This is a genomic window from Streptococcus rifensis, from assembly GCF_053203525.1.
The window spans coordinates 100,837-125,027 of the sequence record NZ_JBRUCW010000006.1 but is presented as its reverse complement, the minus strand read 5'-3'; the positions used below and the strand labels follow the sequence as shown (position 1 = coordinate 125,027).

Sequence of the window (24,191 nt, the reverse complement as noted above, 5' to 3'; positions counted from 1 at the left end):
CATCCTCTATAGAAGCTTCAAAGTCTGTGGCTGACGCCAAGGAATCAAAATCTGAAATAACAGCCGTATCAGGCGTATAATCGTCAACTGAAACATCCTCTATAGAAGCTTCAAAGTCTGTGGCTGATGCCAAGGAGTCAAAATCTGAAATAACAGCTGTATCAAGGGTAAAATCGTTAACAGAAACATCCTCTATAGAAGCTTCAAAGTCTGTGGCTGATGCCAAGGAATCAAAATCTGAAATAACAGCCGTATCAGGCGTATAATCGTCAACTGAAACATCCTCTATAGAAGCTTCAAAGTCTGTGGCTGATGCCAAGGAGTCAAAATCTGAAACGACATCCGTATCAAGGGTAAAATCGTCAGCTGAAACATCCTCTATAGAAGCTTCAAAGTCTGTGGCTGACGCCAAGGAATCAAAATCTGAAATAACAGCCGTATCAGGCGTATAATCGTCAACTGAAACATCCTCTATAGAAGCTTCAAAGTCTGTGGCTGACGCCAAGGAATCAAAATCTGAAACGACATCCGTATCAAGGGTAAAATCGTCAGCTGAAACATCTTCCATTGCCGCTTCAAAGTCGAAATCTGACTCAAAACTTCCATAACCGCCGTCTAAATCCGAGTCGGAGCCGACATAGTCGCCATCTGAATCAGAATCCGAACCAACATAGCCACCGTCTGAATCGGTGTCGGAACCACCATAGCCACCATCTAAATCGGAATCCGAACCGTCATAACCGTCGTCTAAATCCGAGTCGGAACCACCATAGCCGCCATCTGAATCAGAATCCGAACCGTCATAACCGCCGTCTAAATCCGAGTCGGAGCCGACATAGTCGCCATCTGAATCGGAATCCGAACCGCCATAGCCGCCGTCCGAATCTGAGTCGGAACCGCCATAGCCACTATCTGAATCTGAATCAGAATCCGAACCACCATAGCCACCATCTGAATCAGAATCCGAACCGCCATAGCCACCATCTGAATCAGAATCCGAACCGCCATAGCCACCATCTGAATCGGAATCCGAACCACCATAGCCGCCATCTGAATCAGAATCTGAACCGCCATAGCCGCCATCTGAATCGGAATCCGAACCACCATAGCCACCATCTGAATCAGAATCCGAACCACCATAGCCGCCATCTGAATCGGAATCCGAACCACCATAGCCACCATCTGAATCAGAATCCGAACCACCATAGCCACCGTCCGAATCCGAGTCGGAACCGCCAAAGCCACCGTCCGAATCGGAATCCGAACCGCCATAGCCGCCATCTGAATCGGAATCCGAACCGCCATAGCCGCCGTCCGAATCGGAATCCGAACCGCCATAGCCGCCATCTGAATCAGAACCATCAAAAGCATATACAGGTTCAACTTGCCCCACTTGAACCATCACTGCCCCAAAAATAATCCCTAGGACTATAAACAACTTCTGCATTTTTTTCTTCATGACTATCCTTCTATCTTCTAATTTATAGTTGACCTTACCAAAACAGAGTAAGAGTGCAAATGGAATACCACCTAATCAATGACAATGACTTATCCTAACTAAAGACTAATCATTTTAATCCTAGACTTAGATAAGAACCGGAACATAGACTATTGTTGCCATAAGATTATGAATCACAATCTCGTTAGCATAGTCAAGTTAAAATAGTAATTAAAAAAGCTGACTAATAAGCTTCTCCTCATAACTATAATGATTAATGATTCAAAAACTCCTTTCACTTGCATTTATTCAAGGATATCATAAATATAGTCATTTTTTTAAACCGAATCATATCGTTACTATATTTTAAACCATCTGTAACGATGTCATTTTTATGTGCTTTTTGTAATATATTTTTTCACAAACCTATCTCATTATTTTGGAGTGTGCCAAGAGTACAATCTGGAACATAAGATTAACGGATGCTTCACTTATCATTTTACAAGATGATTAAAACGGTTCCCCACTACCTCTCCATTAGTCATATACAACCCGAAATTCTTCCAAGACAATCTTGGAATCTTCTGTAAAGACCAGGCCTGCTTCTGCTAGCCATTCTGTAAATAGCTCCTCATGGACCTGACGCCAGTAGGCCAAGCTTCGGTCGCCTTCCCCTTCTTTAAAGGCGTGGTCAGCAGACACTTGGTTAAAAGGGACGATGGAAATGTTAGTGGTTTCGATGATACAAACGGCATTATCCTGACCATCTAAGACGACACTAAGATTTCCAACTTCACCAACAGGCTCCCCATAGTGCAAGTGTTCATCGTAGGATGATGCAGTGGCTGTCTTTGTCCCTGCTAGGACCAGGCCTGCCAACTCATCTGGCAAAGCTCCAAAGGCCCAAGCGTCCATTTCCTGTGTGATTTCTGGGTGGAGCTGGCAATAGGCCGTCCACATTTCTTGTGCTGTCATGTTTCTATTTCTCCTTGCCAGTCGGACACCAGTCCGACAATTATCTTGTAAGCTTTGCGGTCTTTGATTTGGCGTTTCAAGCCAGATTTGCTATCTAGGATATAAACTGTCTGCCCTTGCCAAACACGCAAATAGATGGATTGGAGCTGAATCTTACCTGAAATGCCTTTGACCTCATACTCTGTCCCATCTGGTCCTTCAAACTCTGTCCGAACAAGGTAACGGTTCCCAAATCCAAACTCAATGTACTTTTTCATTTCAAACTCCAACCACCATCAATCTTGACAATTTCGCCCTGCATGGAACTGGCTTTTCCTGATGCCAAAAAGAGGGTTAGTTCGGCAATTTCTTCTGGTTGAGTCCAGCGTTTAATCGGTGTTTCCGAAGCCACCCAGTCAGCTAGACCACCTGGCTCAAAATCATCCTTTGTCATATTGGTCTCTACGGCTCCCGGTGCGATACCAAAGACCTGAATGCCAGACGACGCATAGTCCAGCGCCAGCTGGCGGGTAAAGCCTGCTAGAGCGTGCTTTGAAGCTGTGTAGGCAGCCCCGCCACCACCTGCTAGAAAGGAAGCAATCGAGCACATGTTGATGATGATGCCTGATTGTCTAGTCACCATTTGCGCTAAGTAGTGGCGGGTCAGCTTAACTGTGGCCATAAAATTGGTCTGAAAGACCTGCTCAAACCGGTCTTCTGGCATGTCTAAAAGCGGCAGATAATCGTCTAGAATCCCTGCCGTATTGCACAAAATATCAACCGTCGGCAACCAATCAAACACAGCTGACAAATCCCCAGTCACATCTAACTGCAGAAACTCAAAGGAACCTGTTAGAGCAGGTGTTTCAGCCAGATCAATCCCGTAGACTGCGTAGCCATTTTCCAAAAAAAGTCTTGCCTGAGCAAGACCAATGCCTGAGGAGACACCTGTCACCAGCACCCGCTTAGTCATGGACTTCCACCCAATCCGTCGCCAGCACATCACAGGGCGTCGGACTCCACATGGAGAAGCCCTCTCCCTCACCGGTCACATTGATGAGGAAATAAGGGGTCGCCTCAAGCTTGGTACCATTAACCTCGATCGTGTCAAAGAGCTGGACATAGTTTTCTGCCCCTCCCCAACCTGTGCGTACGTATTTTTTCTTGGCCTTAAGGCCCGGTAAAATGTCTTCAAATGTCATGGTTTTCTCCTTAATAATTTTATTTTACCAAATCCTGCTTTAAATTTCAGTTGCAAGAACAAAAATTCCCCCAAGTATTCACTTGGAGGATTCAAGCTTTTATTGGCTGATAATCTTGCGATAACTGCGGGATGTTATGGCAAAGACTGCTAGATAAACTAGGAGGAAGGCTGCACAAACGCCTAGGGTCACTTGCAGGATTTGATAGGTTGACATCGGAACAAAGAGGTGCAAAATCTTATCCAGCATCTTGAAGGCTGCTGCCAAGTGAACAAAGGCACAGACCAGTGGCAGGAGGAAGACCACCAAAACCTGTTTGCGAATGGTCTGTCTGGTCTGACTTTCATCAAGTCCAACCTGTTGCAGAATTACAAAGTTTTCTCGGTCTTCATACCCTTCAGACACCTGCTTGTAGTAGATGACCAGCACGGTTCCCAGCATGAAGATAATAGTCAAAAGAATGCCGATAAAGAAGAGGGAGCCAAAGAGAGAGGTAATCTCTTTTTGGGTTCTCGCTCTTGAAGAAACTGAAACAAAACTTTCATTATCTTTAAACCGCTCAGCGATAAGGTCATTCAAGGGAGCTTCTAAGGCCAACTGAGCATCCACATCAAGGCTGCTATCCATGCCAACATAATAGTATTCCCCAAGACTCGTTAATTGATCACTGTTTGGATCAAAGCTCGGTAACTGTTCCAAGGTTTGGGTCAGATTAGAAACAACCAGATAAAGGTTTTTGGTGAATACACCACCTAGATTATCTCCAATATTGCCTTTGATAAAATCCTTGGCAGGTGTTGTGGCTATTGTAAAGGCTTTTCCATCTAATATGAGGGGTTGATTAGCATCCAACGCTTGACCTGGTGAAAAAACCATCACTTCATCACTGGCAAGACTGACCGAATCCCCTGTCATTGCTTCATAATCTGATGTCTCAACAAGGAACACTGCTCCTACTGGTAAACTAGTCGTCTCAAAGTTATAGAGTTCTACTGTATTCCCCGCCATTGAAGCAATCGACCCTGATGCGTAACGATAAGCAACTTGCTTAGTCACTTGGACTCCTTTTTGTTGTCCAAAATCAGTTGCTGTCTTTTCTAACGCCTCCAGAGGGGTTGAATCTGAAGGTATCTTCGTCATTGTGATGGTAAAATCGTGAGGATTACTTTTTCCGATAAAAGCATTTGTTCCCATATAAATGCTAGTTCCTCCAGCCAAGGTCACCAAAACCATGGTGGATAAAATAGCAATGGTTGCAAGCCCCATGGCGTTCTTCTTCATACGGAAGATGAGGTTAGAGGTTGAAATAAAGTTCTTAGGTTGGTAGTAATAGCCCTCGCGCTTTTTCAAAAAACGAAGGAAGACGGTAACCCCCGCATTAAAGAGGAGGTAGGTTGCAGCCATGACAAGGAGGACTGCACCGAAAAAGATGGTTATGGCAGCAACAGGGTCTTTGACCGTGTTGGCAAGGTAATAACCTGCACCAAGCAAACTCAAGCCAAACAGGGTTTGAAGTCCCAGAAAACGCCCCTTCTTCTCCCCTTTTTTGCTCTCACGGTTGAGCTCTAAGGCATTGAGACGAAGCAGTTTAACCGTATTGAGGACAAAGATCAGGGTGAAAATTCCTGCAAATACAGCAGCCGTCAAAAACACGCTCGTCCACTGGAAGGTTGAAGCCAAGACGACTTCCCAATCCATGAGTTTGAGAAGAATAGCATAAATCAGCTGGTCTAAAAGCAGGCCTAAGACCAAACCAAGCCCGATACTCATGATAGCAAATATAAAGAGTTCCAGACCTGCCATCTGAACGAGGTGACCCTTGTTTAACCCAAGAATCTCATAGAGACCCAGCTCTTTGGTTCGATTTTTCATGACAAAGCTATTGGCATAGGTAATGATGGCCACAGAAGCCAGACCGACAATAAACAGGCCTAGGCCCATGACCCCAACAATGGTATCGCCTCCATAGATTCCTTTCAAATTTGGATTCATTGCTAGAGACACGAAAATATAAAAGATAGCTACGGTTAAACTAGTCGCCAAGGCAAAAGGGTAATAGAGCGATCGGTTTTTGACAAGGTTACTAAACGCTAGTTGACGAATCAGTCCAAACATCCTACTCACCTCCTGCCATAACGGTCAAGGTATCTGAAATCTGCTGGAACATCTGACGTTCTGTCTTGTCCCCACGGAAAATCTGATTGTAAAGCTTGCCATCCTTGATAAAGAGGACGCGCTTTGCGCGACTGGCCGCACTGGTCGAGTGGGTTACCATGAGGATGGTCTGACCTGTCTGGTTGATGGTTTCAAAAACATCTAAGAGGGTCGCTGAGGACTTGGAATCCAAGGCTCCTGTCGGTTCATCGGCAAGAAGGATTTCAGGCTTGCTGATGATGGCACGCGCCACGGCTACCCGCTGTTTCTGTCCGCCAGAGAGTTCGTAGGGCATCTTGTCCTTGAGGCTGGCGATACCCAGTTGGTTGAGGACTTCGAGCATCCGTTTGTTCATTTCCCCGACTGGTCGGCGTGACAAGACCAGAGGCAGAAGCACATTGTCCTTAACAGAGAGAGTGTCAAGCAAGTTAAAATCTTGGAAGACAAAGCCTAATTTTTCCCGACGAAAAGCAGATGCTTCTTTGGCCCTGATAGACTGAGTGTCCGTGCCATTGAGCAAGACTTGACCAGCAGTTGGCGTATCTAGCATGGCTAGGATATTGAGCAGGGTTGACTTCCCTGACCCTGATTCTCCCATAATAGCAACGTAATCCCCCTCATCCACTGAGAAGTGAATGTCCTTTAGGGCTTCAACCTGATTGCTGGAAAACCGGGTTTTGTAAATTTTTTGAATATGTTGTACATCTAAGAGTGGCATAGGGTAACCTCTTTTCATTTGTTTTTCGGGACTTGTCCCAACTTCTGACTCTAGTTTACCGTAAAAAGGAACCCTCTACCTTAGATTTACCTTTCATTTCGGGGGTCTAACCTTACATCTCTGTAAGGTTGGTTAATCTAGGACCAATACGGATTTTGGGAAGCTTAGATGGACTTGAGTTCCCTTGCCAACTTGCGAGGTCAAACCAATACGATGACCTAACTTTTCCATAATAACCTTTGACAGGTAGAGCCCCAAGCCAGATGACTGCTGGCTGACACGGCCATTAAAACCTGAAAACCCCCGCTCAAAGACCCGATGCAGATCACTTTCCTGAATCCCTATGCCGGTGTCAGCAATCACCAAGCTATCCTCTTCCAAATAAATAGAAATGGTGCCTGTTCTGGTGTACTTGACCGCGTTTGATAGGATTTGCTCCAACACGACAGCTAACCACTTACGGTCGGTTACGACGACCTTTTTAAAATCTGCCAAGTCCAAACGAAGGGATTGCTGAATAAAAAAGAGGGCGTATTTTTTGACCACTTCTCGGGTCAACTCGTATAAGTCGACCTCTGCCAGGACCAAATCGTCGTGAAAGCTTTCTAAGCGCAAGTAGGTCATGGCCATATCAGCGTACTGGTCCACTCGGAACAACTCCTGACCGAGATCCTTTTTCGTCTGACTATCAGGCAACTCCTTCAAAAGGAGCTTGCTTGCTGTTAAGGGGGTCTTGATCTGATGCGCCCAAAGGGTAAAGTAATCAAGGGTCTCTTCTTGGCGAATCTGCGCCTGAACTTGTTGGTCTTTAGCTAAGCCCTCCTGCTCTAGTAACTGATTCTGTAAGACATCCTCACTAGGACTAAGTGAGCTTGCTTCTAAGTTTCTCTCTGCCAAGCGCTCCTGGCATTTATGCCATTCACGGCTCACATCCCAAATGCTACAAATCATGGTCAATAAACTGAGCAGGATGAGCTGATAATGTAAGACTGTCTTCAAGCTCTCAAATACCCAGGAAAAAAAGCCAAACATCAGCAAAACCAAAAGGCTTAGCACTAGCCAAGGAAGGCGGGAGCGCATCCAAAATAGGCAAAATCGGTTCATCCTCATTCCTCCAACTGGGTCAGGCAGTAGCCCAAGCCTTTCTTCGTCACAATGAGCTGTTCCAAGTCAAGATCAGCCAGCTTCTTGCGCAGCCGCGTCATATTGACTGTCAGGGTATTGTCATCAATAAAGAGGTCACTCTGCCAAAGGGCCTGCATGAGGTCGTCACGGCTAACGACTTGTTTCCCATGCTGCATGAGAACCTGTAGAATCTGAAACTCATTCTTGGTCAGGTCTAGGGTTTGCCCCTTATAGTGTAGTTGGGCTGATTTCAGGTCCAAGACCAACCCTTGATAATCCAGCACATTGGCATCAGTCTCACCGCCAAATTCATAGGAACGACGCAAAAGCCCCTGAATCTTGGCCAATAGCACCGCCATCTCAAAAGGCTTGGTCACATAATCATCAGCCCCCATATTGATGGCCATGACAATGTCCATCGCCTGATCATGGGAGGATAAAAAGACAATCGGAACCTTTGAAATCTTACGGATTTCCTGGCACCAGTAATAACCATTGAAAAAAGGCAGGGTCAAGTCCAATAGAACCAGATGGGGCTCTGTCTGATTAAAGGCCTGCAAAACTTGGGTGAAATCGGTTATATCTGACACCTCATAGCCCCATTGTTCTAGGTTTTTCTTGACCAAGGTGTTGATGGTCACATCATCTTCGACTAATAATATCTTATGCATATCAGTGTCTCATTCTCCTCTCATTACCTCTATTATAACGATTTTACGTAAAAATGGTATAATGAACTAAATTTTAACCGAAAGGAATACCATGTCTAATCTGATCCAATACGTCCAAGAAACAGCCCATCTGAATTTCTATGACCTTGAACCTAATGAAGTGGACGCCCTGGTCTTGACAGAATTATCTTATCTCCCCTTTGAAGATATTGTTTCTCCTGATTTCACCAAGGTGAGATTATTTGAAGTGGCAGAACGCTATTTTACCAAACATGGGGACAAACCAACCTCTGTTATTGTCCATCAGAACCGCCTCAACTTGCTCAAAGCCGTCGCGCAATCAAAACGGTATAAAAACATCAAAGTCCTAGCTTATCGAAATGAATATGATCTTGATTTGCAAAAGCAGTTCGCTGCGGTCACCTTTGAATGGCGACCACGACACTACCATGTTGCCTTTCGAGGGACTGACGATACCATTATTGGGTGGAAAGAGGATTTTCACCTCACCTATATGAAAACCATCCCAGCACAAGAATCTGCCCTTTCTTATCTTCAAACGGTTATTAATCACTTATCCGGTCAGTTTTCCTTATCTGGCCACTCTAAGGGAGGGAATCTGGCTGTTTTTGCAGGAAGCCAAATTGATGAAGCAAACCGAAATAATATTGAGAGCATTCTCACCTTTGATAGCCCTGGTTTAAATCAAACCATTCTGAACACAGAAGGTTTTCTGGCTCAAGCTGAGAAGATCCAAACCTACGTTCCTCAAGATTCTATCATCGGCATGTTGCTTGAGATGCCAACTGATGCCATCATTGTCAAAAGCAAGGCCACAGGCATTCTGCAACACGATACCTTCAGCTGGGTGATTCGTGGAGAACAGTTCGAAACGGTCCCTGCTCTGACGGCTTCAAGCCTTCAAACCAAACAAGCGATTAAGGAATGGACTGACCAGCTCAGCGAAGAAGATTTAAAAGAATTCTTTGACACCTTTTTTGGCCTCTTTTTGGATGCTGGATTTGAACGCATTGGCACCTTTGATTTAGAAAATCGCCAACGTTTCCAGACTCTTCTTGCCAATCAAAAGGGCTTACCAATTGAACAAAAAGAATTAATGGACCGTCTATCCAAGCAATTAGTTGATGGCTTGATTCAGGCTAGAATTCCAACCAAAAAAGCAGAAGCCTTTGACCAGTTGCCACAGTACCTTTCCGAAGTCAAAAAAGAACTGGAGACAAAACTTCATAAAAATAGCCTATTTTCAAGCCGGTTCACCTCGCGATAAATCCTTAAACTCAAAAAAAGCCCACTCCCTTTAAGACCAATTCGTCACAGGGAATGAGGCTTTTTAATCCTTAGTTTTCAAAGCTTTCTGTCAATTGAGGTACCACTTGTTTCTTACGAGAAACAGCTCCTGGAAGGAAGGCATGGTTGTTTTCAAGCTTAAAGTTAAAGGCCGCCTCAACCTTGTCCATATTGCTACCAAGGGCAAGAATCTCAGAGTTAGAGTTAACAATATCGGTAATCATGAGGACAAAATCAGAATAGCCATTTTCAACAATAGCTGCAGAAATAGCTGCCTCAATGTCTTCTTGGCGGTCTAAAACTTCTGCAATATCCACGGTGTTCACCTGAGCTACACGAACCGCATGCCCATTTAACTCAAAGGTCTTAGCATCGATATCAATTAATTCTTCAGCAGATTTGCTAGCCAAGTTAGTTCCAGCCTTCAAAAGAGCTAAGCCATATTCTTCTAAGTCAACGCCAGCCAAGCTTGCTAATTCTGTTGCCACAGCATGATCGCTATCATGCGTTGTAGGCGATTTGAGCAAGAGGGTGTCTGAGACCAACCCTGAGAGTAGCAGACCAGCGATTGCTTGAGGAATCGGCGTTCCAGTTTCCTTATAGGCTCTATAAACGATAGAAGAAGCTGAACCGACTGGCTCTAGGCGCATGTAGAGGGGATTAGCTGTCTCAAAATTAGCCACACGGTGATGGTCAACAACTGCCAAAACGTCTAGGTCACGAATATCTTCAATAGACTGTTGAAATTCATTGTGGTCGGTCAAGATAACCTGAGAGATACCTTCTTCTTTTGCTGATGTCACAATACGCGGTGCATCAATCCCAAAGTGAGCCAAGGCAAAAGCCGTTTCCTCATTTGGTTCTCCCAAAAGAACCGCTTCCGCATCGCGACCAAAAGCCTCGCGCTCCAAATTCGCCCAAGCGTATGAAGATGCTGTGGCATCGGTATCTGGATTTTGGTGACCAAAAACTAAAATCTTAGACATGTTTTACCTCATTTTTTTCTCGACAAAAAAGGGACATATTTCCTTTAACGTCTGATAATATACAGGCCTTATTCTAGCAAAAAAGAGGGCCAAAGTCAATTGACCTGCTAATTAGGATTTGGCAAGAAAGCCCAAATAAGATACAATATAAGAAGATTCAAGAAAGGGGATTCCCATGAAATTTTCAGACTATAGCTACACACGCCCGGACTTCGAAACAGTTAAGGCCGATTACACCCATTTAACGGACCGATTGGCTGCAGCTACGACCGCCGATGAGGCTAAAGCAGTCGTCTCAGAGGTCAACAAACTCAGCGCCAGCGTTGATACCCAAATGACCCTCTGCAGCATCCGCCACTCAATCGACACGACTGACAACTTTTACGAGGCTGAAACCGACTATTGGAACGAATATGGACCGCTCTACCAGGAGCTAGCAACCAACTACTACAAGGTTCTCGTCGACAGTCCTTACCGTAAAGAACTAGCAGATGTCCTGCCTGAAACCTTCTTTAAGTCTGCCGAAAATCAGCTCAAAATCTTCTCACCAGAGATTATCCCGCTCCTCCAAAAGGAAAACGACCTGGTCAACAAGTATGAGAAATTAATCGCCAGTGCCGAAATTCCTTTCCAAGATGGGATTTATAACCTCTCCCAAATGGGACCATTCGCCCAATCGACCGACCGTGCGACCCGTAAAGCCGCTGCTGAGGCCACAACTGGCTTCTTCGTTGAAAACGAAGACCAATTTGACAGCATCTACGACCAGCTGGTCAAAACACGTGACCAAATTGCCAAAACCCTTGGCTTTAAGGACTATGTCGAGTATGGCTACTACAACATGAACCGCTTTGACTACAACCGCGATATGGTTAAGACCTATCGCGAGGAGATTAAAAAGCATGTGGTTCCCTTAGTGGAGTCCCTTTACCAGCGGCAAGCCGAGCGGATTCAGGTCCCAAGCTTGAAGCATTATGACGCAGCCCTCGAGTTCCTCGATGGCAATGCTGTCCCACAAGGTGACCCTGATTTCATCATCAACCATGGCATCAAGATGTACCATGAATTGTCGCCTGAAACAGGGGAATTTATCGACTTTATGGTCGAGCACGATTTGCTGGACCTTGTTGCTAAAAAAGGCAAACGCGCTGGTGGTTACTGCACCTACTTGCCTGACTTCAAGAGCCCCTTCATCTTCTCTAACTTCAATGGAACCAGTGCTGATATCGATGTCCTGACCCACGAAGCTGGCCATGCCTTCCAGGTCTACCAATCCCGCTGGATTGAAAATCCAGAGTCTATCTGGCCAACCTATGAAACCTGTGAAATCCATTCCATGTCCATGGAATTCATCACCTGGCCTTGGATGGAGGGCTTCTTTGGTTCCCAAGTAGACAAATACAAGTTCAGCCACCTAGCTGGCACCCTCTACTTCTTGCCATACGGTGTCCTTGTCGACCACTACCAGCACGAGGTCTATGAAAATCCGAATATGACACCTGCGGAACGTAAAGCCACTTGGCGCCGTTTGGAAAAAGAGTACCTCCCTTACAGGGACTACTCTGAGTCTGCTGATTTGGATCGCGGAATCTTCTGGTTCCGTCAGGGCCATATCTACGCCTCACCGTTCTACTACATCGACTATACCTTGGCACAAGTCTGCGCCCTCCAGTTCTGGAAACGCACGCAGATTGACCAAGATGAAACAGCCTGGCCAGACTACCTAGCGATTTGTCAGGCCGGTGGCACCAAGTCCTTCCTCCAAATGGTTGCGTTGGCAAACCTCAACTCTCCGTTTAAAGAAGGTGCCCTTGAAAGCACTGTTCAAGCCGCGTCAGACTATCTCAACAGCATTGATGACAAGGCTCTATAAGCTCTCCGATGAGAATGGGCAAAGCCTTTTGCCTCATTACAACAAAAACCAACTGCTAAGCGGTTGGTTTTTTATTGAACTCTTGTCATCTAGCCACGAACTCGGTCAAGATATTCTGTATAAGTCTCAGTGCTCATCAATTCTTTGGCATTTTGAACACGGGCCTTGGTAGGTGGTTTAACGCCTTCTAGTGGGTACTTAATACCCAGTTCCCGCCATTTGAACTCACCCATCGTGTGATAAGGTAGCACTTCAAAGCGCTCAACGTTGGTCAAGTTTTCTTTGACGAAATCTCCTAGTCCTTTTAAGTCTTCATCGCGATCTGTTAGACCAGGGACTAACACGTGACGAATCCAGACAGGTTTTCCAATCTTAGACAGGTACTTAGCGCAGGCAATAATGGTTTCATTGCTATGACCAGTCACCACCTTATGCTGAGCAGGATTGATTTCTTTAATATCCAAAAGGACCAGATCAGTCACAGCCATCAGCTTGTCATACTTGGCCAAGTATTCCGTTGTTTCCTTAAAGGTTAAGGCACACGTATCAAGAGTAGTGTGGATGCCTTTTTCCTTAGCTAGGGTAAAGAGAGCCGTCACAAAATCAATCTGCAAAGTTGCTTCACCACCTGAAACGGTAATCCCACCATCAGCTCCCCAGAAGCCACGGTAACGCAGAGCCTCAGCCAAAACATCAGAAGCTGTCCGCTCTTTAGCCTTGTCATTTTTCATCGCCCAAGTGTCTGGATTATGGCAATACTGACAGCGCATTTTACAACCCTGCATAAAGACAATAAAGCGAATCCCAGGCCCATCTACCGATCCAAAACTTTCTGTGGAGTGGACGAGTCCTGTGACTTGTCCATAATCTACGACTTCTTCCATGAGAACACCTTCTTTGCAAACGTTTTTATTTCTTTCATTATAGCATTTTCAACCCTAAAACACCAGCTAAGACCTTACTTCCCGAAACAAAACAGATTAATGACCTCAAATTGCTGTTTTCTAAAAACTCTAAGAGCAATATCACTTTCACTTTCGCCTCAAACCCATATCCCATCACATCAGTTTGCAACCTAAAAAAGCTGAGACAAAAAGTCTCAACCTCTCTTATGTTTACAATTTTGTAATATTGACAGCTTGCAAACCACGTTGTCCTTCTTCAACATCGAAGGCTACTTTTTGACCTTCGTCCAAGGTTTTAAAACCATCAGATTGGATTGCTGAGAAGTGTGCAAAGACATCTGATCCGTCTTCTTGAGTGATAAAGCCGAAGCCTTTTTCTGCGTTAAACCATTTTACAGTTCCTTGTACCATTTTGAGTTACCTCTTTTTTTTAGTATTTGTAAATCGTTATAGAGGAAAACATCAGGATGACACTTTAACTCGAAATTTCATTACTCATTTACTCTAGCAGTATTTTCCAAATAAGTCAATGCCAAAGACTCAAAGAAAGCAAGTTCTTCTTAAAAAAGCTAAAAAACTAAAAACAAATGAACCTTAGGTCCATTTGTTTCTAAAATGCTTATTCGTCCTCTTCGACTTCCAATTCTGTGATCACCAATTTAAGTTTGATGATACGACCATCTCGAACCTTGTCATTGGTCAGAACAAGCTGTTTGCTATGATTATCAACGACAATGCTTTCTTTTTCCGTTTGGTCCGGAATCGAACTCATACCGGTTAGGTAAAAGCCAGCGATCGTATCGACATCTTCACTGCCAAGATCGGTATCGAAGTATTCATTGAAGTCGTTGAGGGTCATGGTACCTTCTACGATATAGGTATTCTCACCAATCTCACGAACTTCTAATTCCGAACGATCCGTTTCGTCATAAATCTCACCAACAATTTCTTCCAGCAAGTCCTCTAGAGTTACTAGACCTGAGACACCACCGTACTCATCCAATAAGATGGCCATCTGTTTTTGATTATTACGGAATTCTTTTAACAAATCATCTACATAGATGGTTTCAGGAACAAAGAGTGGCTCTTGTAGGAGCTTGCGTAGATTGATTTGGTCAAAGCCCTTTTCAAAAGCTGCTGATAGCAAACTCTTCGTATGAATAATCCCAATGATTTTATCCCGATCATCATCATAAACAGGCACCCGCGAATAGACTTGTTTGAGAATATCTCGGATAATGGTCTGGGTGTCATCGTTGATATCCACCATAAAGATATCCGTTCGATGGACCATGACTTCACGCGCCACTAATTCATCCAAGGAGAAGATCCCTTGCAGCATTTCAATTTCTTCTGCTTCTAGAGTTTGTTCCGAATTGGTCAGCATGTAGGCAATCTCATCACGCGTCATGTTTTCATCCGCATCATCCAACTTCATCGGGGTGATGCGACTCAGTAGGTTGGTCGAAGCTGACAATAACCAGACAAACGGTGCTGCAATTTTACTTAAAAATAGAATAATCGGTGCAGAAACAACTGCTAAATTTTCTTTAAGGTTTAAAGCGATACGCTTAGGATAAAGCTCTCCCAAGACAATCGACAGATAGGTCAAAAGAGCCAAGGCGACTGCTTGCGCTACAATTTTCATACTCTGGCCACCACCAAACCAAATAACGAATTGGTTGGCCAATGAATCCGTAAAACTTGCCCCTGTTAAAAGCGAGATAATGGTAATTCCGACCTGAATGGTTGACAAGAACTTGTCAGGACTTTCCAAAACTTTTAAAAGACGAGCATACTTGCGTTCACCTTCTTCTGCTTTTTGTTGCACACGGCCACGGTTAAGGGATACCAAAGCCATTTCTGTAGCTGAGAAAAAAGCATTAAGCAAAATCAAGAAAAGCAGCAATAAAAATTGTAGCCAGAGACTCTGACTGCCAGGGTCTTCCATGGAAGAATCCTCCTTAAAGGTTTAATTAATGAGAATATCATAGCATATTTTCTTTTTTTTTGTCTAATTAGGTGGCAGTTCTTACCCAAGTTGTCTAAATTTTGCTACAATAAAACCAGAACCTTTCAAGAAAGGAAACCAATGACCAATCTCATTCACTTTAAAGACGTCAATCTTATCAGACAAGGTAAGGTTTTATTAGAAAATCTCAACTGGGAAGTTCATCAAGATGAACATTGGGCCATTCTAGGACTGAACGGTGCTGGAAAATCCAGTCTATTACGCATTTTGACAGGGGAATTTTGGCCTAGCTCAGGAACTGTCACCGTTTTAGGACATCGCTTTGGCAAAACCGATATGAGCCAGCTTCGTCAAAAAATCGGCATTGTCAGCTCCTTTATTGCTGAACGGCTCCCGAATGATATGCTAGCTGAACAAATTGTCTTAACCGGCAATTACAAATCCTCTATTCTTTATAAAGCTTTCGACCAGGCTGAGCTTGATCAAGCAAAAGCCATGTTAAGGCAATTAAAGGCAGGTCATTTAATCGGTCGCCGTTATTCGAGTTTGTCCCAGGGCGAAAAACAAATTGTTTTGGTTGCCAGAAGCTTGATGGCTAGTCCTGAACTTTTGATTCTGGATGAGGCCACCTCCGGATTAGACCTGCTAGCTCGGGAGACCTTATTGAGCCAGTTGAATCAAATCATCACTCTAGCTCACGCGCCACTGCTACTCTATGTCACACACCATGCAGAAGAAATCACCAGCTCCTTTAGCCATGTTCTCCTCCTTAAGGAAGGGAAAATTGTCGCACAGGGACCTAAAAAAGCTATCTTCCAGGTAGAGCAGTTGCATGACTTTTATGACCAACCTGTAACACTTCATCCCTTGGGACAGGAGCGTCTCTTCATCCAACCCAAACTCGACTAACTAAGAGCTACACATCAAGAAACAGGAGCTAGGCCATAAGACTAGCTCCTGTTGTCATTTAATTGAGATACTGCTCGATGGCTGTATCAGCAGCAATGCGACCAAAAGTAAAGATATCTGTTAGGGAATTGCCTCCTAAGCGATTACCCGCATGTATTCCACCAGCTACCTCTCCTGCAGCAAAGAGACCTGGGATAATATCACCATCTGCTGTTAGAACCTGAGCTTTGGTATTAATCTTGAGGCCACCCATGGTGTGATGAGTCGCAGGTTTACGAGGCGTTGCGTAAAATGGTGCCACTTCGACCTTCAAATCAAAGGCCCCTTTACCAAATTCCGGATCAAAGCCTTCATCGACATAACGGTTGTAATTGCTAATGGTTTCTACTAAGACCTCAGGTACAATCCCGATTTGTGTCGCCAATTCTTCCAGACTATCCGCACGGTGCAGCGTTCCCGCAGCAACTTGAGCATCAATTTTTTCCTGACTTGTATTGTAGGCCGTAGCTTTGATGCGATCATCTGCAATCAGATAGAAGAGACCACCGTTATCAATAGCAGCTTGGGTTAGTTTATCACGACTACCATATTCATCAACGAAACGCTTGCCTTCAGTATTGACCATGATAAAGTTCGCTGGCGGAACCTGAAGTCCAGAAAAGAGCGCTCCTGTGTTTGGATCGGATACTGGCATCATTTGTGAAAAGCCCATCCCTACCAAGTCTGCACCGACAGATTGACCAAGACGAATCCCATCTCCAGTCAAGGCAGGCGAGTTAGATGTCTTAATATCATCATCGATATGACTCCAATAAGTATTGTACTCTTGCATCATCTTAATATTCGCCGCAAAACCTCCTGAAGCAAGGATAACTGCAGCACCCTCGACTCGGATTGTTTGCCCATTTCGACCAGTTCCTACAATTCCTGTGACCTTACCATCGGTAACGATTAATTCCTTAACAGGAGTATCTGTCAAAATCACACCGCCATTGTTGCGAACATACTCTTCTAGCACGGAAATGAAGGCGTAGCCCATGGGGACTACTGGCTTATGGCCACGACGCCAAATAGCTCCTACTGGCATAGTAACTTCATCTCGAACAAATTTCACACCAATATCTTCTAACCAACGAACCGATTCTAAAGCTCTGTCGGTCAATTCTTTCACCAATTGGTAATCGCCATGAATTTCCTGACCATTTTGATCATACCGTTTTCCACCAAGGTAGGTTTGAATACGATAAAGCAAGGTTGAATCAAACAAGTACGATGGGTCTTTCAGATAACTTTTCAATTGACCTTTTAAGGCACGGAAATCGTCCAAGTATTCTGGATCAATCGTACTTTCATCGGTATCATGCAGGGCTTGAAGATTGTGATCCTCACCCCCATTAGCAGCAAAGGTTTTCTGCCATTCTGGATCTGGTGCATTCATCGGTCCTCCAGCACGGACAGTGTTACCACCTAAAGCTGGGAATTTTTCAACGAGAACCACACGTTTACCGTGCTGAAGCGCTCGTGCTGCTGCGGCTAAACCGGCACCACCCCCACCAACGACGACTAAATCTGCTTCATAAGACTTGTCTTCACCATCAAGGGCACTTGGTGCTTTAGACCTTTTTCTAAGGATATCCGGGTTACCCCCAGCTTGCTTAACAGCTCTAGCCACCCCGTCAAGAACGCCATTTGAGGTCACAGAAGCGCCTGAAATAGCATCTACATTAAGAGTTTGTCCTTCAATAATTTCTGCTGGAACACGGCTAAACACAATATCCGCAATCCCAGATGATTCCCCTTCGGTATCAATATCAATTTTCTCAATACGATCCTGAGACAGCGTTACAGACATAGGTAACTTCCCATTATGACCGATTGCTGTAACCTCATACGTCCCGGGTTCTAGAGCTAATTCTTCTGGCTCATTTAATTGATTGGCAATTTTCGCAAACCTTAAGAAACGGAAGAAACAAGAATCCAAGAAATCAACTGTTCCTTCATTCTTCAGATTTCCTTCTTCATCAAATGCCTGATGAGCTCGCCCCAACAAGAACTCACTTCCTGGCATAACTATAGCATTAACACCAGGTGCATCCAGGATTTGACGAAGATGCAATTGAGCTCGTGAAGACCCCTGAACATCATAAGAAGCTCCAACTATCATGACTGGCTTCCCATCGAGGGGGTGAATCATAAAGGACAACCATTCAATCAAGCTGTTTAAGGCTGAAGGAACAGAGTGATTGTGTTCAGGTGTTGCGATAATAATGCCATCGGCTTCACTGATTTTGGTGTTGAATTCCTGGATTACAGGAAGATTAGTTTGATCATCCGTCTCATTAAACATTGGAACGTCCTTGATCTCTAGGACTTCAATGTCAGCCTTTGATGAAAAGTGTTTCGCCATAAAATGCAACAAATCTCGGTTATATGATTTCTTTGCATTCGTTCCAACAATTCCAATAAATTTCATGCCTGTTCCTCCCTATTCTGCAGCAGCTTCCCAAGAAAACTGACGTTTTTGTTCAGTGTTTAACCCATGAGCAGCTACCAATTGATTCGTCATGTCAACAAACGTTAAAAATTCTGCAAAGTCTTCTTCTAGCTCAGCCACCTTTTCAGGAAATACCAGTTGACCACTAGCGTCAAAAGCCTGTTCAGAATGCCCTAGCAAAAATTCATTTCCCGGCATGACCCTTGCCTTTAGTTCTGGTGCATCAAGGATTTGTCGAAGATGAGCCTGAGCCCGGGAAGAACCAAGCGTTCCTAACGAGGCTCCAACAACCATTGTCGGTTTATTGATCAAGGCTCGACTCGTATATGAAATCCATTCCAGCACACTTTTTAGAGGTGCTGGAATCGTGTGGTTGTATTCTGGCGTCGAGATAATAACCCCATCAGCCTCAAGAATTTTTTCTGATAAGGTTTCCATTTCAGCAGGTGCTTGTTTATCTTCAGGTTCATTAAAGGCTGGAATATCTTTAATTTCTAAAACCTCAATAGAGGCATGCTCTTGGAAATGGTTGGCCATAAATTGGACTAACTTTCGGTTAGTGGAACGGTCTGAGTTTGTTCCGACAATCGCTACTAATTTCATAAGCAACTCCTTTTTGTTAACTTTTACACAAAATATATAATTTTTATCAAAAAAATGCAAGCGATAACAGTTAAAAAGTTTATTTTTTCACAATATAAAAACAAAAATATAGTAAGAACTTTGGCAAAATGATAGGATTTTTTTTTATTCACAAAGTTTTTCATTAGGCAAAATCTTCTTTTTGAAAAAACTATTTTTTGTCTTTATTGACAAATAATGATTTCCATGTTATCTTTTTCTTGTGATATTTTTTACAAATATGGTTTTAGAAAGGAATTCATATGACACCTTCAATCAATCGTTGGCGTGTAATTATCGCCTCCACAGCAATCCTTTTATGTACAGGAGCTGTTTACGCTTTTAGTGTTTTTGCAGGGCCACTTTCTGCTCAAACTGGTTGGTCAATGGGAGAAATCATGCTTGCTTTTGCAATCAATTCAGCCATTGGTCCTATTCCTATGATTTTAGGAGGGTATCTGGTCGATAAAGGCTATGTTAAATGGACCATCGCTATTGGTGCCATCTTATTTGCCCTCGGTTTTTACTTGACAGGATATGTCACCAGCCCTGCCATGCTTTATTTAACTTACGGTTTAATGGCTGGTTTAGGACAAGGTTTTGCCTATTCAGGAGCACTCTCCAATACCCTACGTCTTTTTCCTGATAAACGGGGATTAGCTTCCGGTATTCTAACTGGAGGCATGGGATTTGCTGCTGTAATAGCGTCTCCTCTTGCCAGTCACCTTATTCAAAGCAATGCTGGTGATGCTAAGTTGGCTTTCCGCACAATCGGGCTGGCCTATATCGTGATTGTTCTGATTGCCAGCTACTTTATCCAACCTGCTCCAGCTGGTTTTATTCCCAAAGGATGGACACCTCCTCAAAAAGCTGGCGCTGGCCTCACTAATAAATCATGGAAAGATATGCTTAAAACGCCCTTATTTTACATTATCATCTCTATGTTTTTTGTTGGTGCCTTCTCTGGTCTGATGATCGCCTCCCAGGCCTCCCCGATTGGAACCACTATGTTTGGGTTGTCAGCTTCAACCGCTGCTCTTTATGTGAGTTTATACTCTATCGCTAATTCTAGTGGCCGTCTCATCTGGGGATCCGTTTCAGACAAAATCGGACGTAGCAATACCTTAACCATCATTTACGGTGTGGTTGCCCTGTCTCTTCTAGCCTTGACCATTATCCCTGGACAATTTGGCTTTACCATTGGTATTATTGGTCTTGGAATCTGTTTTGGCGGTGTTATGGGTGTCTTCCCTTCAATTGTTATGGAAAACTATGGACCAGCTAATCAAGGGGTTAACTATGGGATTGTCTTTACCGGATATTCCTTGGCAGCTTTCTTTGCACCTCGGGTTGCTGTTCAAATGGCAACAGCAAATGGCGGAGATTATTCAAACGCCTTCTATGTGGCTATCGTCCTTGCCATAATCGGGCTTGCTTTAATCTTTGTCTATAGAGCCGTCCAGAAAAAAACAGCCTAACACCAAACGACAATCAAAAAGAGACTAGTCTGATTAAAGTCAGATAGAACTGATGTTCTCGCATCACCTAGTGTCCGTGTGATTTTCGCAAAGTACCCGATTAAAGATTAGCACATACCATATTTAAGGGAGTAGCAGAAAATCGGTAACCGAATAGGTTCGATTTCCCTCCCTTTTTCATTTTTAGGTTAGGGTTGAGAAGGTCTATCCCCAGACCTTCTCACTCCCACCCCCGCATAGCTGAAACAGTCATAAAGTGACTGTTTGAGGTTGGAAATAGAGGAAACGGTGTTTCCCTCTTTTGTTCGGGCTGTAAAAGATGATGAAATCAGCGAATTACAGGCCACTCAGCAGTGGCTCATTGGTGCTAAAGCACCTAATGACCTATGCAGGGGTAACACTAAAACTGGCAAAGCCAGTGAGTGTTACTCCCAACCACTGCGACTTGTTTAAGTGATGATAAATGATTAGAAGGCTAGGACTTTTGTCCCAGCCTCTTTAGTATATCCTCAAAAAGTTTCTAGCTTTTTGTTTTTCCACCATGACTAAAAAAGGTGGGTTGTTGATTTGGTTAATGGTTTTATAGACCGCTACTGTATATGCCTGTTGAGGAAGGCTTTTGACAAAATCAAGAACAGCGTCCTTCTCGACCGCTCCACCTTCGTGACCGTAGTAAATCATGATTGCCATGCGGCCGCCAACTTCTAGCAAATCGCAGATTTGTTCAATGGCTGACAGGGTAGTCTTAGGTCTTGTAATTACTGTCTTATCCGCTGACGGTAGGTAACCTAAGTTAAAGATGGCAGCCTTTGCCTGAGTAACTCTCTGGCCAACCTGCTCGTGGCCTTCCAGATAAAGTTCCGCATTGGTTAAACCAGCCTCACTCAATCGTTTTTGAGTTGCTTCAAGGGCTGGTTCCTGGATATCAAAAGCCACCACGCGACCAGCACGTTGTGCCAAAAAAAGAGTATCATGGCCATTACCCATCGTGGCATCTATGGCAGTGTCTTGATCTGTTAGAATCTCATCTAAAAACGCATGAGCCATGTGGAGGGGTCTTAACATCTTTACTCCTCCCCTAGTTGAATCTTAGGCACATCGTGTTGAACCAACTCTACACCTTTAGCTGCAATCAACTCAAGTGCGAAAGGGTGTTGCCGATAGGCAGCCTTGTATGTGATTTTTTTTATCCCTGCTTGGAGCAAAGCCTTGGTGCAGTTAATGCAAGGAAAATGGGTCACATACAGTTCCGTACCATCCGTGGACAACCCTTCCTTGGCACACTGGATTAAGGCATTCATCTCCGCATGTACCGTACGAATACAATGCCCCTCATCCATCTGATGACCCGCTTCGTGGCAATTTTCAGTCTGAGAAACGCCACCATTATAACCGGTTGCAATAATCCGCTTATCACGGACCAGGATGGCACCCACATAGGCTCGGTCACATGTTGAGCGTTTTGAAATCAAATCAGCATTGGCCATAAAGTAGTCTTGCCACGTTAATCTTTCCATAAAATCCCATCACTTTCTGCTATACCAAAACTTTTCTAAAAAACATCTGCTTCAGTCATCCATCAATCCAAGAGATGCTAGGTCTTTCTTCAGATTTTTTGTCTTTAATAGTCTATTGAATGCCTTTATCATATCACAAAAACCTGCTAATTTCTAGCAGGTCTTAACTTTTATCATAATCGTAATGTCATGTCAATATGAGGGATGCCATCTTCTAGATAAACGTCACCAACTGGCTCAAATCCAAAGCTAGCATAAAAGTCTTGCAAATGAGCTTGGGCTTGAGCATGAAGGGGTAATCCCGGATATAGTCTTCTGGTCACATCAAGGGCTTTTTCAAGCAATCCGCGGCCTAGACCTTGCTTTCGAAACTTCGGGGATACAATCACCCGCCCCAGATGGACACCGTCCTCGGCCTCAATCAGACGAAAATAACTCGCGAGAGCGCCATCGCGCCAATTCATCCCGTGCAGACAGGTTAAATCTGATTGATCGACTTCCTGATAGGCACAGGCTTGTTCAACGACAAACACTGCTACGCGCAGCTCATAGATGGCGTGCAACTCCCTGGTCGTCAGTTCGTCAAAGTCCTTAACAGTCCACATGGAATGACTCTCCTTATCGTTGCTTGCTCTGGAAACGCCATTCAAAACGCTTCTGGTCGTAAAAAGGATAGGTAATGAATGCAATGGCAATCGCTAATAGCCAACCTGCCAGAACATCTGAAGGGTAGTGAACGCCTATATAAAGACGAGAAACACCTACGGTAGCTGCAAGGAGGATGACTAGAGCCTGCAATAGCCTCTTACTGAGCTGAGACGTCTTTACCCGCTGATTGATGATAATGCATAGGCTCAAGGCGACAATCATAGTTGATGCCGCATGCCAGCTTGGAAAAGAAGCCCCAATAGGATCTTCAATCAAGTATTCTAGGCTTGGACGCTCGCGATTATAGACCATTTTCAACACCGTCGAAGCGACTCCCATAATAAGGATATTGCCCAACATCAAAATGCCTTCTGCCCACCACTTGCGAACATAATAAAAGAAGGCCGCAATCAAAGCCGTATAAGCTAAAATGATAGGGGTATTGCCAAGCAAGGTAACTAGGCGGTAAAAGTTATTTAGCGTATCAGGAAGCTCCCCCCGAAGCCAGCTTTGAAAATCAACATCGAGTTTCACGAGGTAATCTGGGTAGAACTTGACCACATAGCCAAGTATGACAAAGAATAAAAGGGCAAAAGAGCCCTGTGTAAAGTATTTTTGTTTATTTTTCATAAGGTTTTAAAACAGGTTTCATAACGGTATTAAGACCATAGAAGGCAACAGATAAGATAACTCCCTGTAGGAGATTAAATGGCACTACCATAGCAAATAAGTAATTGCCAAGACCTAAAATGGTTTTAATGTCAAAGTTAGCATAGGCTGCATACAAGGGAACAGCGTAGATATAGTTAGCAACCAACATCCCTAAGGTTGACCCAATCGTTGCGACAATTGCAGCCATCCAAAACGATTTTGCTGTTTTCTTTTTTTTCCAAATGAAGGCAAAGCTGAGTATAAAAATCCCCATAGCCAAAATATTCATAGGCAGACCGATATAGGTTGAAACACCACTACTATTAAGCAAAAGCTTCAAGAGCGAGCGTAACAGTAAAATCGTCATTCCTGATTTAACCTCTAATATAGCAAGTCCAATCAAGACTGGCAAAATGGAAAAATCCATCTGCAAGAAATCTGCTCCCGGTATGAGGGGCAGTTGGAAAAACATCAGCAGAAAAGAAACCGCTGAGAGAATGGCTACTAAGGCCATTTTACGTGTGTGTGTCATTCAAGTTTCCTCCAATTTCTAAAAATCGAAAGAAG

General features: G+C 44.0%; 25 protein-coding genes. 5 read left to right on the top strand and 20 right to left on the bottom strand.

All coding sequences use genetic code 11. From position 1 onward, the window contains the following. The 9 genes from ACVRYP_RS05305 to ACVRYP_RS05265 form a co-directional block, all read right to left on the bottom strand. A partial coding sequence (locus tag ACVRYP_RS05305; protein ID WP_447467711.1) for a hypothetical protein occupies window positions 1–1,459 on the bottom strand: 1,459 nt, incomplete at its 3' end. 516 nt (window positions 1,460–1,975) lie between these two features. After that, complete coding sequence (locus ACVRYP_RS05300) at window positions 1,976–2,413, bottom strand: ASCH domain-containing protein (RefSeq protein ID WP_447467710.1); 438 nt, start codon at window positions 2,411–2,413, stop codon at window positions 1,976–1,978. After that, window positions 2,410–2,670 carry a DUF3977 family protein gene (locus tag ACVRYP_RS05295; RefSeq protein WP_447467709.1) on the bottom strand — a complete coding sequence of 87 codons (261 nt, stop codon included), beginning with the start codon at window positions 2,668–2,670 and terminating at the stop codon, window positions 2,410–2,412. The genes ACVRYP_RS05300 and ACVRYP_RS05295 overlap by 4 nt, the downstream gene beginning before the upstream one ends. Beyond that, window positions 2,667–3,365, bottom strand: a complete 699-nt coding sequence (locus ACVRYP_RS05290; protein WP_447467708.1) for a 3-oxoacyl-ACP reductase — start codon at window positions 3,363–3,365, stop codon at window positions 2,667–2,669. The genes ACVRYP_RS05295 and ACVRYP_RS05290 overlap by 4 nt, the downstream gene beginning before the upstream one ends. Continuing rightward, window positions 3,358–3,594, bottom strand: a complete 237-nt coding sequence (locus tag ACVRYP_RS05285) for a DUF2829 domain-containing protein (protein ID WP_447467707.1) — start codon at window positions 3,592–3,594, stop codon at window positions 3,358–3,360. Before ACVRYP_RS05285 ends, ACVRYP_RS05290 begins: the two co-directional genes overlap by 8 nt. A 99-nt stretch (window positions 3,595–3,693) precedes the next feature. After that, on the bottom strand, window positions 3,694–5,709 hold the full coding sequence (locus ACVRYP_RS05280) for an ABC transporter permease (protein WP_447467706.1): 2,016 nt from the start codon (window positions 5,707–5,709) through the stop codon (window positions 3,694–3,696). Between the two features lies 1 nt (window position 5,710). Beyond that, a complete protein-coding gene (locus ACVRYP_RS05275) occupies window positions 5,711–6,466 on the bottom strand; it encodes an ABC transporter ATP-binding protein (protein ID WP_447467705.1) in 756 nt (251 codons plus the stop codon). Between the two features lie 132 nt (window positions 6,467–6,598). Then, window positions 6,599–7,570, bottom strand: a complete 972-nt coding sequence (locus tag ACVRYP_RS05270; RefSeq protein ID WP_447467704.1) for a sensor histidine kinase — start codon at window positions 7,568–7,570, stop codon at window positions 6,599–6,601. 2 nt (window positions 7,571–7,572) lie between these two features. Continuing rightward, window positions 7,573–8,262, bottom strand: coding sequence for a response regulator transcription factor (locus tag ACVRYP_RS05265; RefSeq protein WP_447467703.1), 690 nt, complete (start codon window positions 8,260–8,262; stop codon window positions 7,573–7,575). Between the two features lie 91 nt (window positions 8,263–8,353). Here ACVRYP_RS05265 and ACVRYP_RS05260 point away from each other — a divergent pair, with 91 nt between their 5' ends. Next, window positions 8,354–9,550 (top strand): DUF2974 domain-containing protein, encoded by a 1,197-nt coding sequence (locus tag ACVRYP_RS05260; RefSeq protein ID WP_447467702.1) that lies wholly within the window; start codon window positions 8,354–8,356, stop codon window positions 9,548–9,550. Between the two features lie 70 nt (window positions 9,551–9,620). Here the strand turns inward: ACVRYP_RS05260 and ACVRYP_RS05255 are convergent, their stop codons facing one another. After that, the gene (locus ACVRYP_RS05255) at window positions 9,621–10,556 is read right to left on the bottom strand and encodes a manganese-dependent inorganic pyrophosphatase (protein ID WP_447467701.1); all 936 of its coding nucleotides are present in this window, start codon (window positions 10,554–10,556) and stop codon (window positions 9,621–9,623) included. Window positions 10,557–10,731: 175 nt separating this feature from the next. Between ACVRYP_RS05255 and ACVRYP_RS05250 the strand changes: the two genes are divergently transcribed. Beyond that, a complete protein-coding gene (locus ACVRYP_RS05250) occupies window positions 10,732–12,429 on the top strand; it encodes a M3 family oligoendopeptidase (protein WP_447467700.1) in 1,698 nt (565 codons plus the stop codon). An 89-nt stretch (window positions 12,430–12,518) separates the two neighbouring features. Here the strand turns inward: ACVRYP_RS05250 and pflA are convergent, their stop codons facing one another. The 3 genes from pflA to ACVRYP_RS05235 form a co-directional block, all read right to left on the bottom strand. Continuing rightward, entirely contained in the window at window positions 12,519–13,313 is a 795-nt protein-coding gene (gene pflA, locus ACVRYP_RS05245; protein WP_447467699.1) for a pyruvate formate-lyase-activating protein, read from the bottom strand. 231 nt (window positions 13,314–13,544) lie between these two features. Then, complete coding sequence (locus ACVRYP_RS05240) at window positions 13,545–13,745, bottom strand: cold-shock protein (protein WP_447467698.1); 201 nt, start codon at window positions 13,743–13,745, stop codon at window positions 13,545–13,547. A 208-nt stretch (window positions 13,746–13,953) separates the two neighbouring features. Continuing rightward, window positions 13,954–15,285, bottom strand: a complete 1,332-nt coding sequence (locus ACVRYP_RS05235) for a hemolysin family protein (RefSeq protein ID WP_447467697.1) — start codon at window positions 15,283–15,285, stop codon at window positions 13,954–13,956. 141 nt (window positions 15,286–15,426) lie between these two features. Here ACVRYP_RS05235 and ACVRYP_RS05230 point away from each other — a divergent pair, with 141 nt between their 5' ends. Next, on the top strand, window positions 15,427–16,215 hold the full coding sequence (locus tag ACVRYP_RS05230) for an ABC transporter ATP-binding protein (RefSeq protein ID WP_447467696.1): 789 nt from the start codon (window positions 15,427–15,429) through the stop codon (window positions 16,213–16,215). Between the two features lie 58 nt (window positions 16,216–16,273). On the opposite strand, the gene ACVRYP_RS05225 is transcribed toward ACVRYP_RS05230, so the two are convergent. Then, on the bottom strand, window positions 16,274–18,688 hold the full coding sequence (locus ACVRYP_RS05225; protein ID WP_447467695.1) for an FAD-dependent oxidoreductase: 2,415 nt from the start codon (window positions 18,686–18,688) through the stop codon (window positions 16,274–16,276). Window positions 18,689–18,700: 12 nt separating this feature from the next. Then, window positions 18,701–19,312, bottom strand: coding sequence for an NADPH-dependent FMN reductase (locus tag ACVRYP_RS05220; RefSeq protein ID WP_447467694.1), 612 nt, complete (start codon window positions 19,310–19,312; stop codon window positions 18,701–18,703). A 281-nt stretch (window positions 19,313–19,593) separates the two neighbouring features. Between ACVRYP_RS05220 and ACVRYP_RS05215 the strand changes: the two genes are divergently transcribed. Both ACVRYP_RS05215 and ACVRYP_RS05210 read left to right on the top strand, forming a co-directional pair. Further along, a complete protein-coding gene (locus ACVRYP_RS05215; protein ID WP_447467693.1) occupies window positions 19,594–20,808 on the top strand; it encodes an L-lactate MFS transporter in 1,215 nt (404 codons plus the stop codon). 288 nt (window positions 20,809–21,096) lie between these two features. Beyond that, window positions 21,097–21,261 (top strand): hypothetical protein, encoded by a 165-nt coding sequence (locus tag ACVRYP_RS05210; protein ID WP_447466957.1) that lies wholly within the window; start codon window positions 21,097–21,099, stop codon window positions 21,259–21,261. 45 nt (window positions 21,262–21,306) lie between these two features. Here the strand turns inward: ACVRYP_RS05210 and mnmM are convergent, their stop codons facing one another. The 5 genes from mnmM to ACVRYP_RS05185 form a co-directional block, all read right to left on the bottom strand. Continuing rightward, window positions 21,307–21,873: a tRNA 5-(aminomethyl)-2-thiouridylate-methyltransferase MnmM gene (mnmM, locus tag ACVRYP_RS05205; protein ID WP_447467692.1), complete on the bottom strand. Its 567-nt coding sequence runs from the start codon at window positions 21,871–21,873 to the stop codon at window positions 21,307–21,309. Window positions 21,874–21,875: 2 nt separating this feature from the next. Beyond that, entirely contained in the window at window positions 21,876–22,325 is a 450-nt protein-coding gene (locus ACVRYP_RS05200; protein WP_307120848.1) for a deoxycytidylate deaminase, read from the bottom strand. A 173-nt stretch (window positions 22,326–22,498) separates the two neighbouring features. Beyond that, entirely contained in the window at window positions 22,499–22,930 is a 432-nt protein-coding gene (locus ACVRYP_RS05195) for a GNAT family N-acetyltransferase (RefSeq protein ID WP_447467691.1), read from the bottom strand. 13 nt (window positions 22,931–22,943) lie between these two features. Next, a complete protein-coding gene (locus tag ACVRYP_RS05190; RefSeq protein WP_447467690.1) occupies window positions 22,944–23,603 on the bottom strand; it encodes a phosphatase PAP2 family protein in 660 nt (219 codons plus the stop codon). Then, on the bottom strand, window positions 23,593–24,156 hold the full coding sequence (locus ACVRYP_RS05185; protein WP_447467689.1) for an ECF transporter S component: 564 nt from the start codon (window positions 24,154–24,156) through the stop codon (window positions 23,593–23,595). The genes ACVRYP_RS05190 and ACVRYP_RS05185 overlap by 11 nt, the downstream gene beginning before the upstream one ends. Window positions 24,157–24,191 lie beyond the last annotated feature (35 nt).

What these genes read in the sequence shown, in the direction of transcription:
- ACVRYP_RS05300 (WP_447467710.1), bottom strand. Translation starts at nt 2,413, where the DNA reads ATGACAGCACAAGAAATGTGGACGGCCTATTGCCAGCTCCACCCAGAA.
- ACVRYP_RS05190 (WP_447467690.1), bottom strand. Translation starts at nt 23,603, where the DNA reads ATGAAAAATAAACAAAAATACTTTACACAGGGCTCTTTTGCCCTTTTA.
- ACVRYP_RS05195 (WP_447467691.1), bottom strand. Translation starts at nt 22,930, where the DNA reads ATGTGGACTGTTAAGGACTTTGACGAACTGACGACCAGGGAGTTGCAC.
- ACVRYP_RS05270 (WP_447467704.1), bottom strand. Translation starts at nt 7,570, where the DNA reads ATGAACCGATTTTGCCTATTTTGGATGCGCTCCCGCCTTCCTTGGCTA.
- ACVRYP_RS05265 (WP_447467703.1), bottom strand. Translation starts at nt 8,262, where the DNA reads ATGCATAAGATATTATTAGTCGAAGATGATGTGACCATCAACACCTTG.
- mnmM (WP_447467692.1), bottom strand. Translation starts at nt 21,873, where the DNA reads ATGTTAAGACCCCTCCACATGGCTCATGCGTTTTTAGATGAGATTCTA.
- ACVRYP_RS05250 (WP_447467700.1), top strand. Translation starts at nt 10,732, where the DNA reads ATGAAATTTTCAGACTATAGCTACACACGCCCGGACTTCGAAACAGTT.
- ACVRYP_RS05235 (WP_447467697.1), bottom strand. Translation starts at nt 15,285, where the DNA reads ATGGAAGACCCTGGCAGTCAGAGTCTCTGGCTACAATTTTTATTGCTG.
- ACVRYP_RS05285 (WP_447467707.1), bottom strand. Translation starts at nt 3,594, where the DNA reads ATGACATTTGAAGACATTTTACCGGGCCTTAAGGCCAAGAAAAAATAC.
- ACVRYP_RS05220 (WP_447467694.1), bottom strand. Translation starts at nt 19,312, where the DNA reads ATGAAATTAGTAGCGATTGTCGGAACAAACTCAGACCGTTCCACTAAC.
- pflA (WP_447467699.1), bottom strand. Translation starts at nt 13,313, where the DNA reads ATGGAAGAAGTCGTAGATTATGGACAAGTCACAGGACTCGTCCACTCC.
- ACVRYP_RS05290 (WP_447467708.1), bottom strand. Translation starts at nt 3,365, where the DNA reads ATGACTAAGCGGGTGCTGGTGACAGGTGTCTCCTCAGGCATTGGTCTT.
- ACVRYP_RS05230 (WP_447467696.1), top strand. Translation starts at nt 15,427, where the DNA reads ATGACCAATCTCATTCACTTTAAAGACGTCAATCTTATCAGACAAGGT.
- ACVRYP_RS05255 (WP_447467701.1), bottom strand. Translation starts at nt 10,556, where the DNA reads ATGTCTAAGATTTTAGTTTTTGGTCACCAAAATCCAGATACCGATGCC.
- ACVRYP_RS05275 (WP_447467705.1), bottom strand. Translation starts at nt 6,466, where the DNA reads ATGCCACTCTTAGATGTACAACATATTCAAAAAATTTACAAAACCCGG.
- ACVRYP_RS05225 (WP_447467695.1), bottom strand. Translation starts at nt 18,688, where the DNA reads ATGAAATTTATTGGAATTGTTGGAACGAATGCAAAGAAATCATATAAC.
- ACVRYP_RS05240 (WP_447467698.1), bottom strand. Translation starts at nt 13,745, where the DNA reads ATGGTACAAGGAACTGTAAAATGGTTTAACGCAGAAAAAGGCTTCGGC.
- ACVRYP_RS05260 (WP_447467702.1), top strand. Translation starts at nt 8,354, where the DNA reads ATGTCTAATCTGATCCAATACGTCCAAGAAACAGCCCATCTGAATTTC.
- ACVRYP_RS05200 (WP_307120848.1), bottom strand. Translation starts at nt 22,325, where the DNA reads ATGGAAAGATTAACGTGGCAAGACTACTTTATGGCCAATGCTGATTTG.
- ACVRYP_RS05185 (WP_447467689.1), bottom strand. Translation starts at nt 24,156, where the DNA reads ATGACACACACACGTAAAATGGCCTTAGTAGCCATTCTCTCAGCGGTT.
- ACVRYP_RS05295 (WP_447467709.1), bottom strand. Translation starts at nt 2,670, where the DNA reads ATGAAAAAGTACATTGAGTTTGGATTTGGGAACCGTTACCTTGTTCGG.
- ACVRYP_RS05215 (WP_447467693.1), top strand. Translation starts at nt 19,594, where the DNA reads ATGACACCTTCAATCAATCGTTGGCGTGTAATTATCGCCTCCACAGCA.
- ACVRYP_RS05280 (WP_447467706.1), bottom strand. Translation starts at nt 5,709, where the DNA reads ATGTTTGGACTGATTCGTCAACTAGCGTTTAGTAACCTTGTCAAAAAC.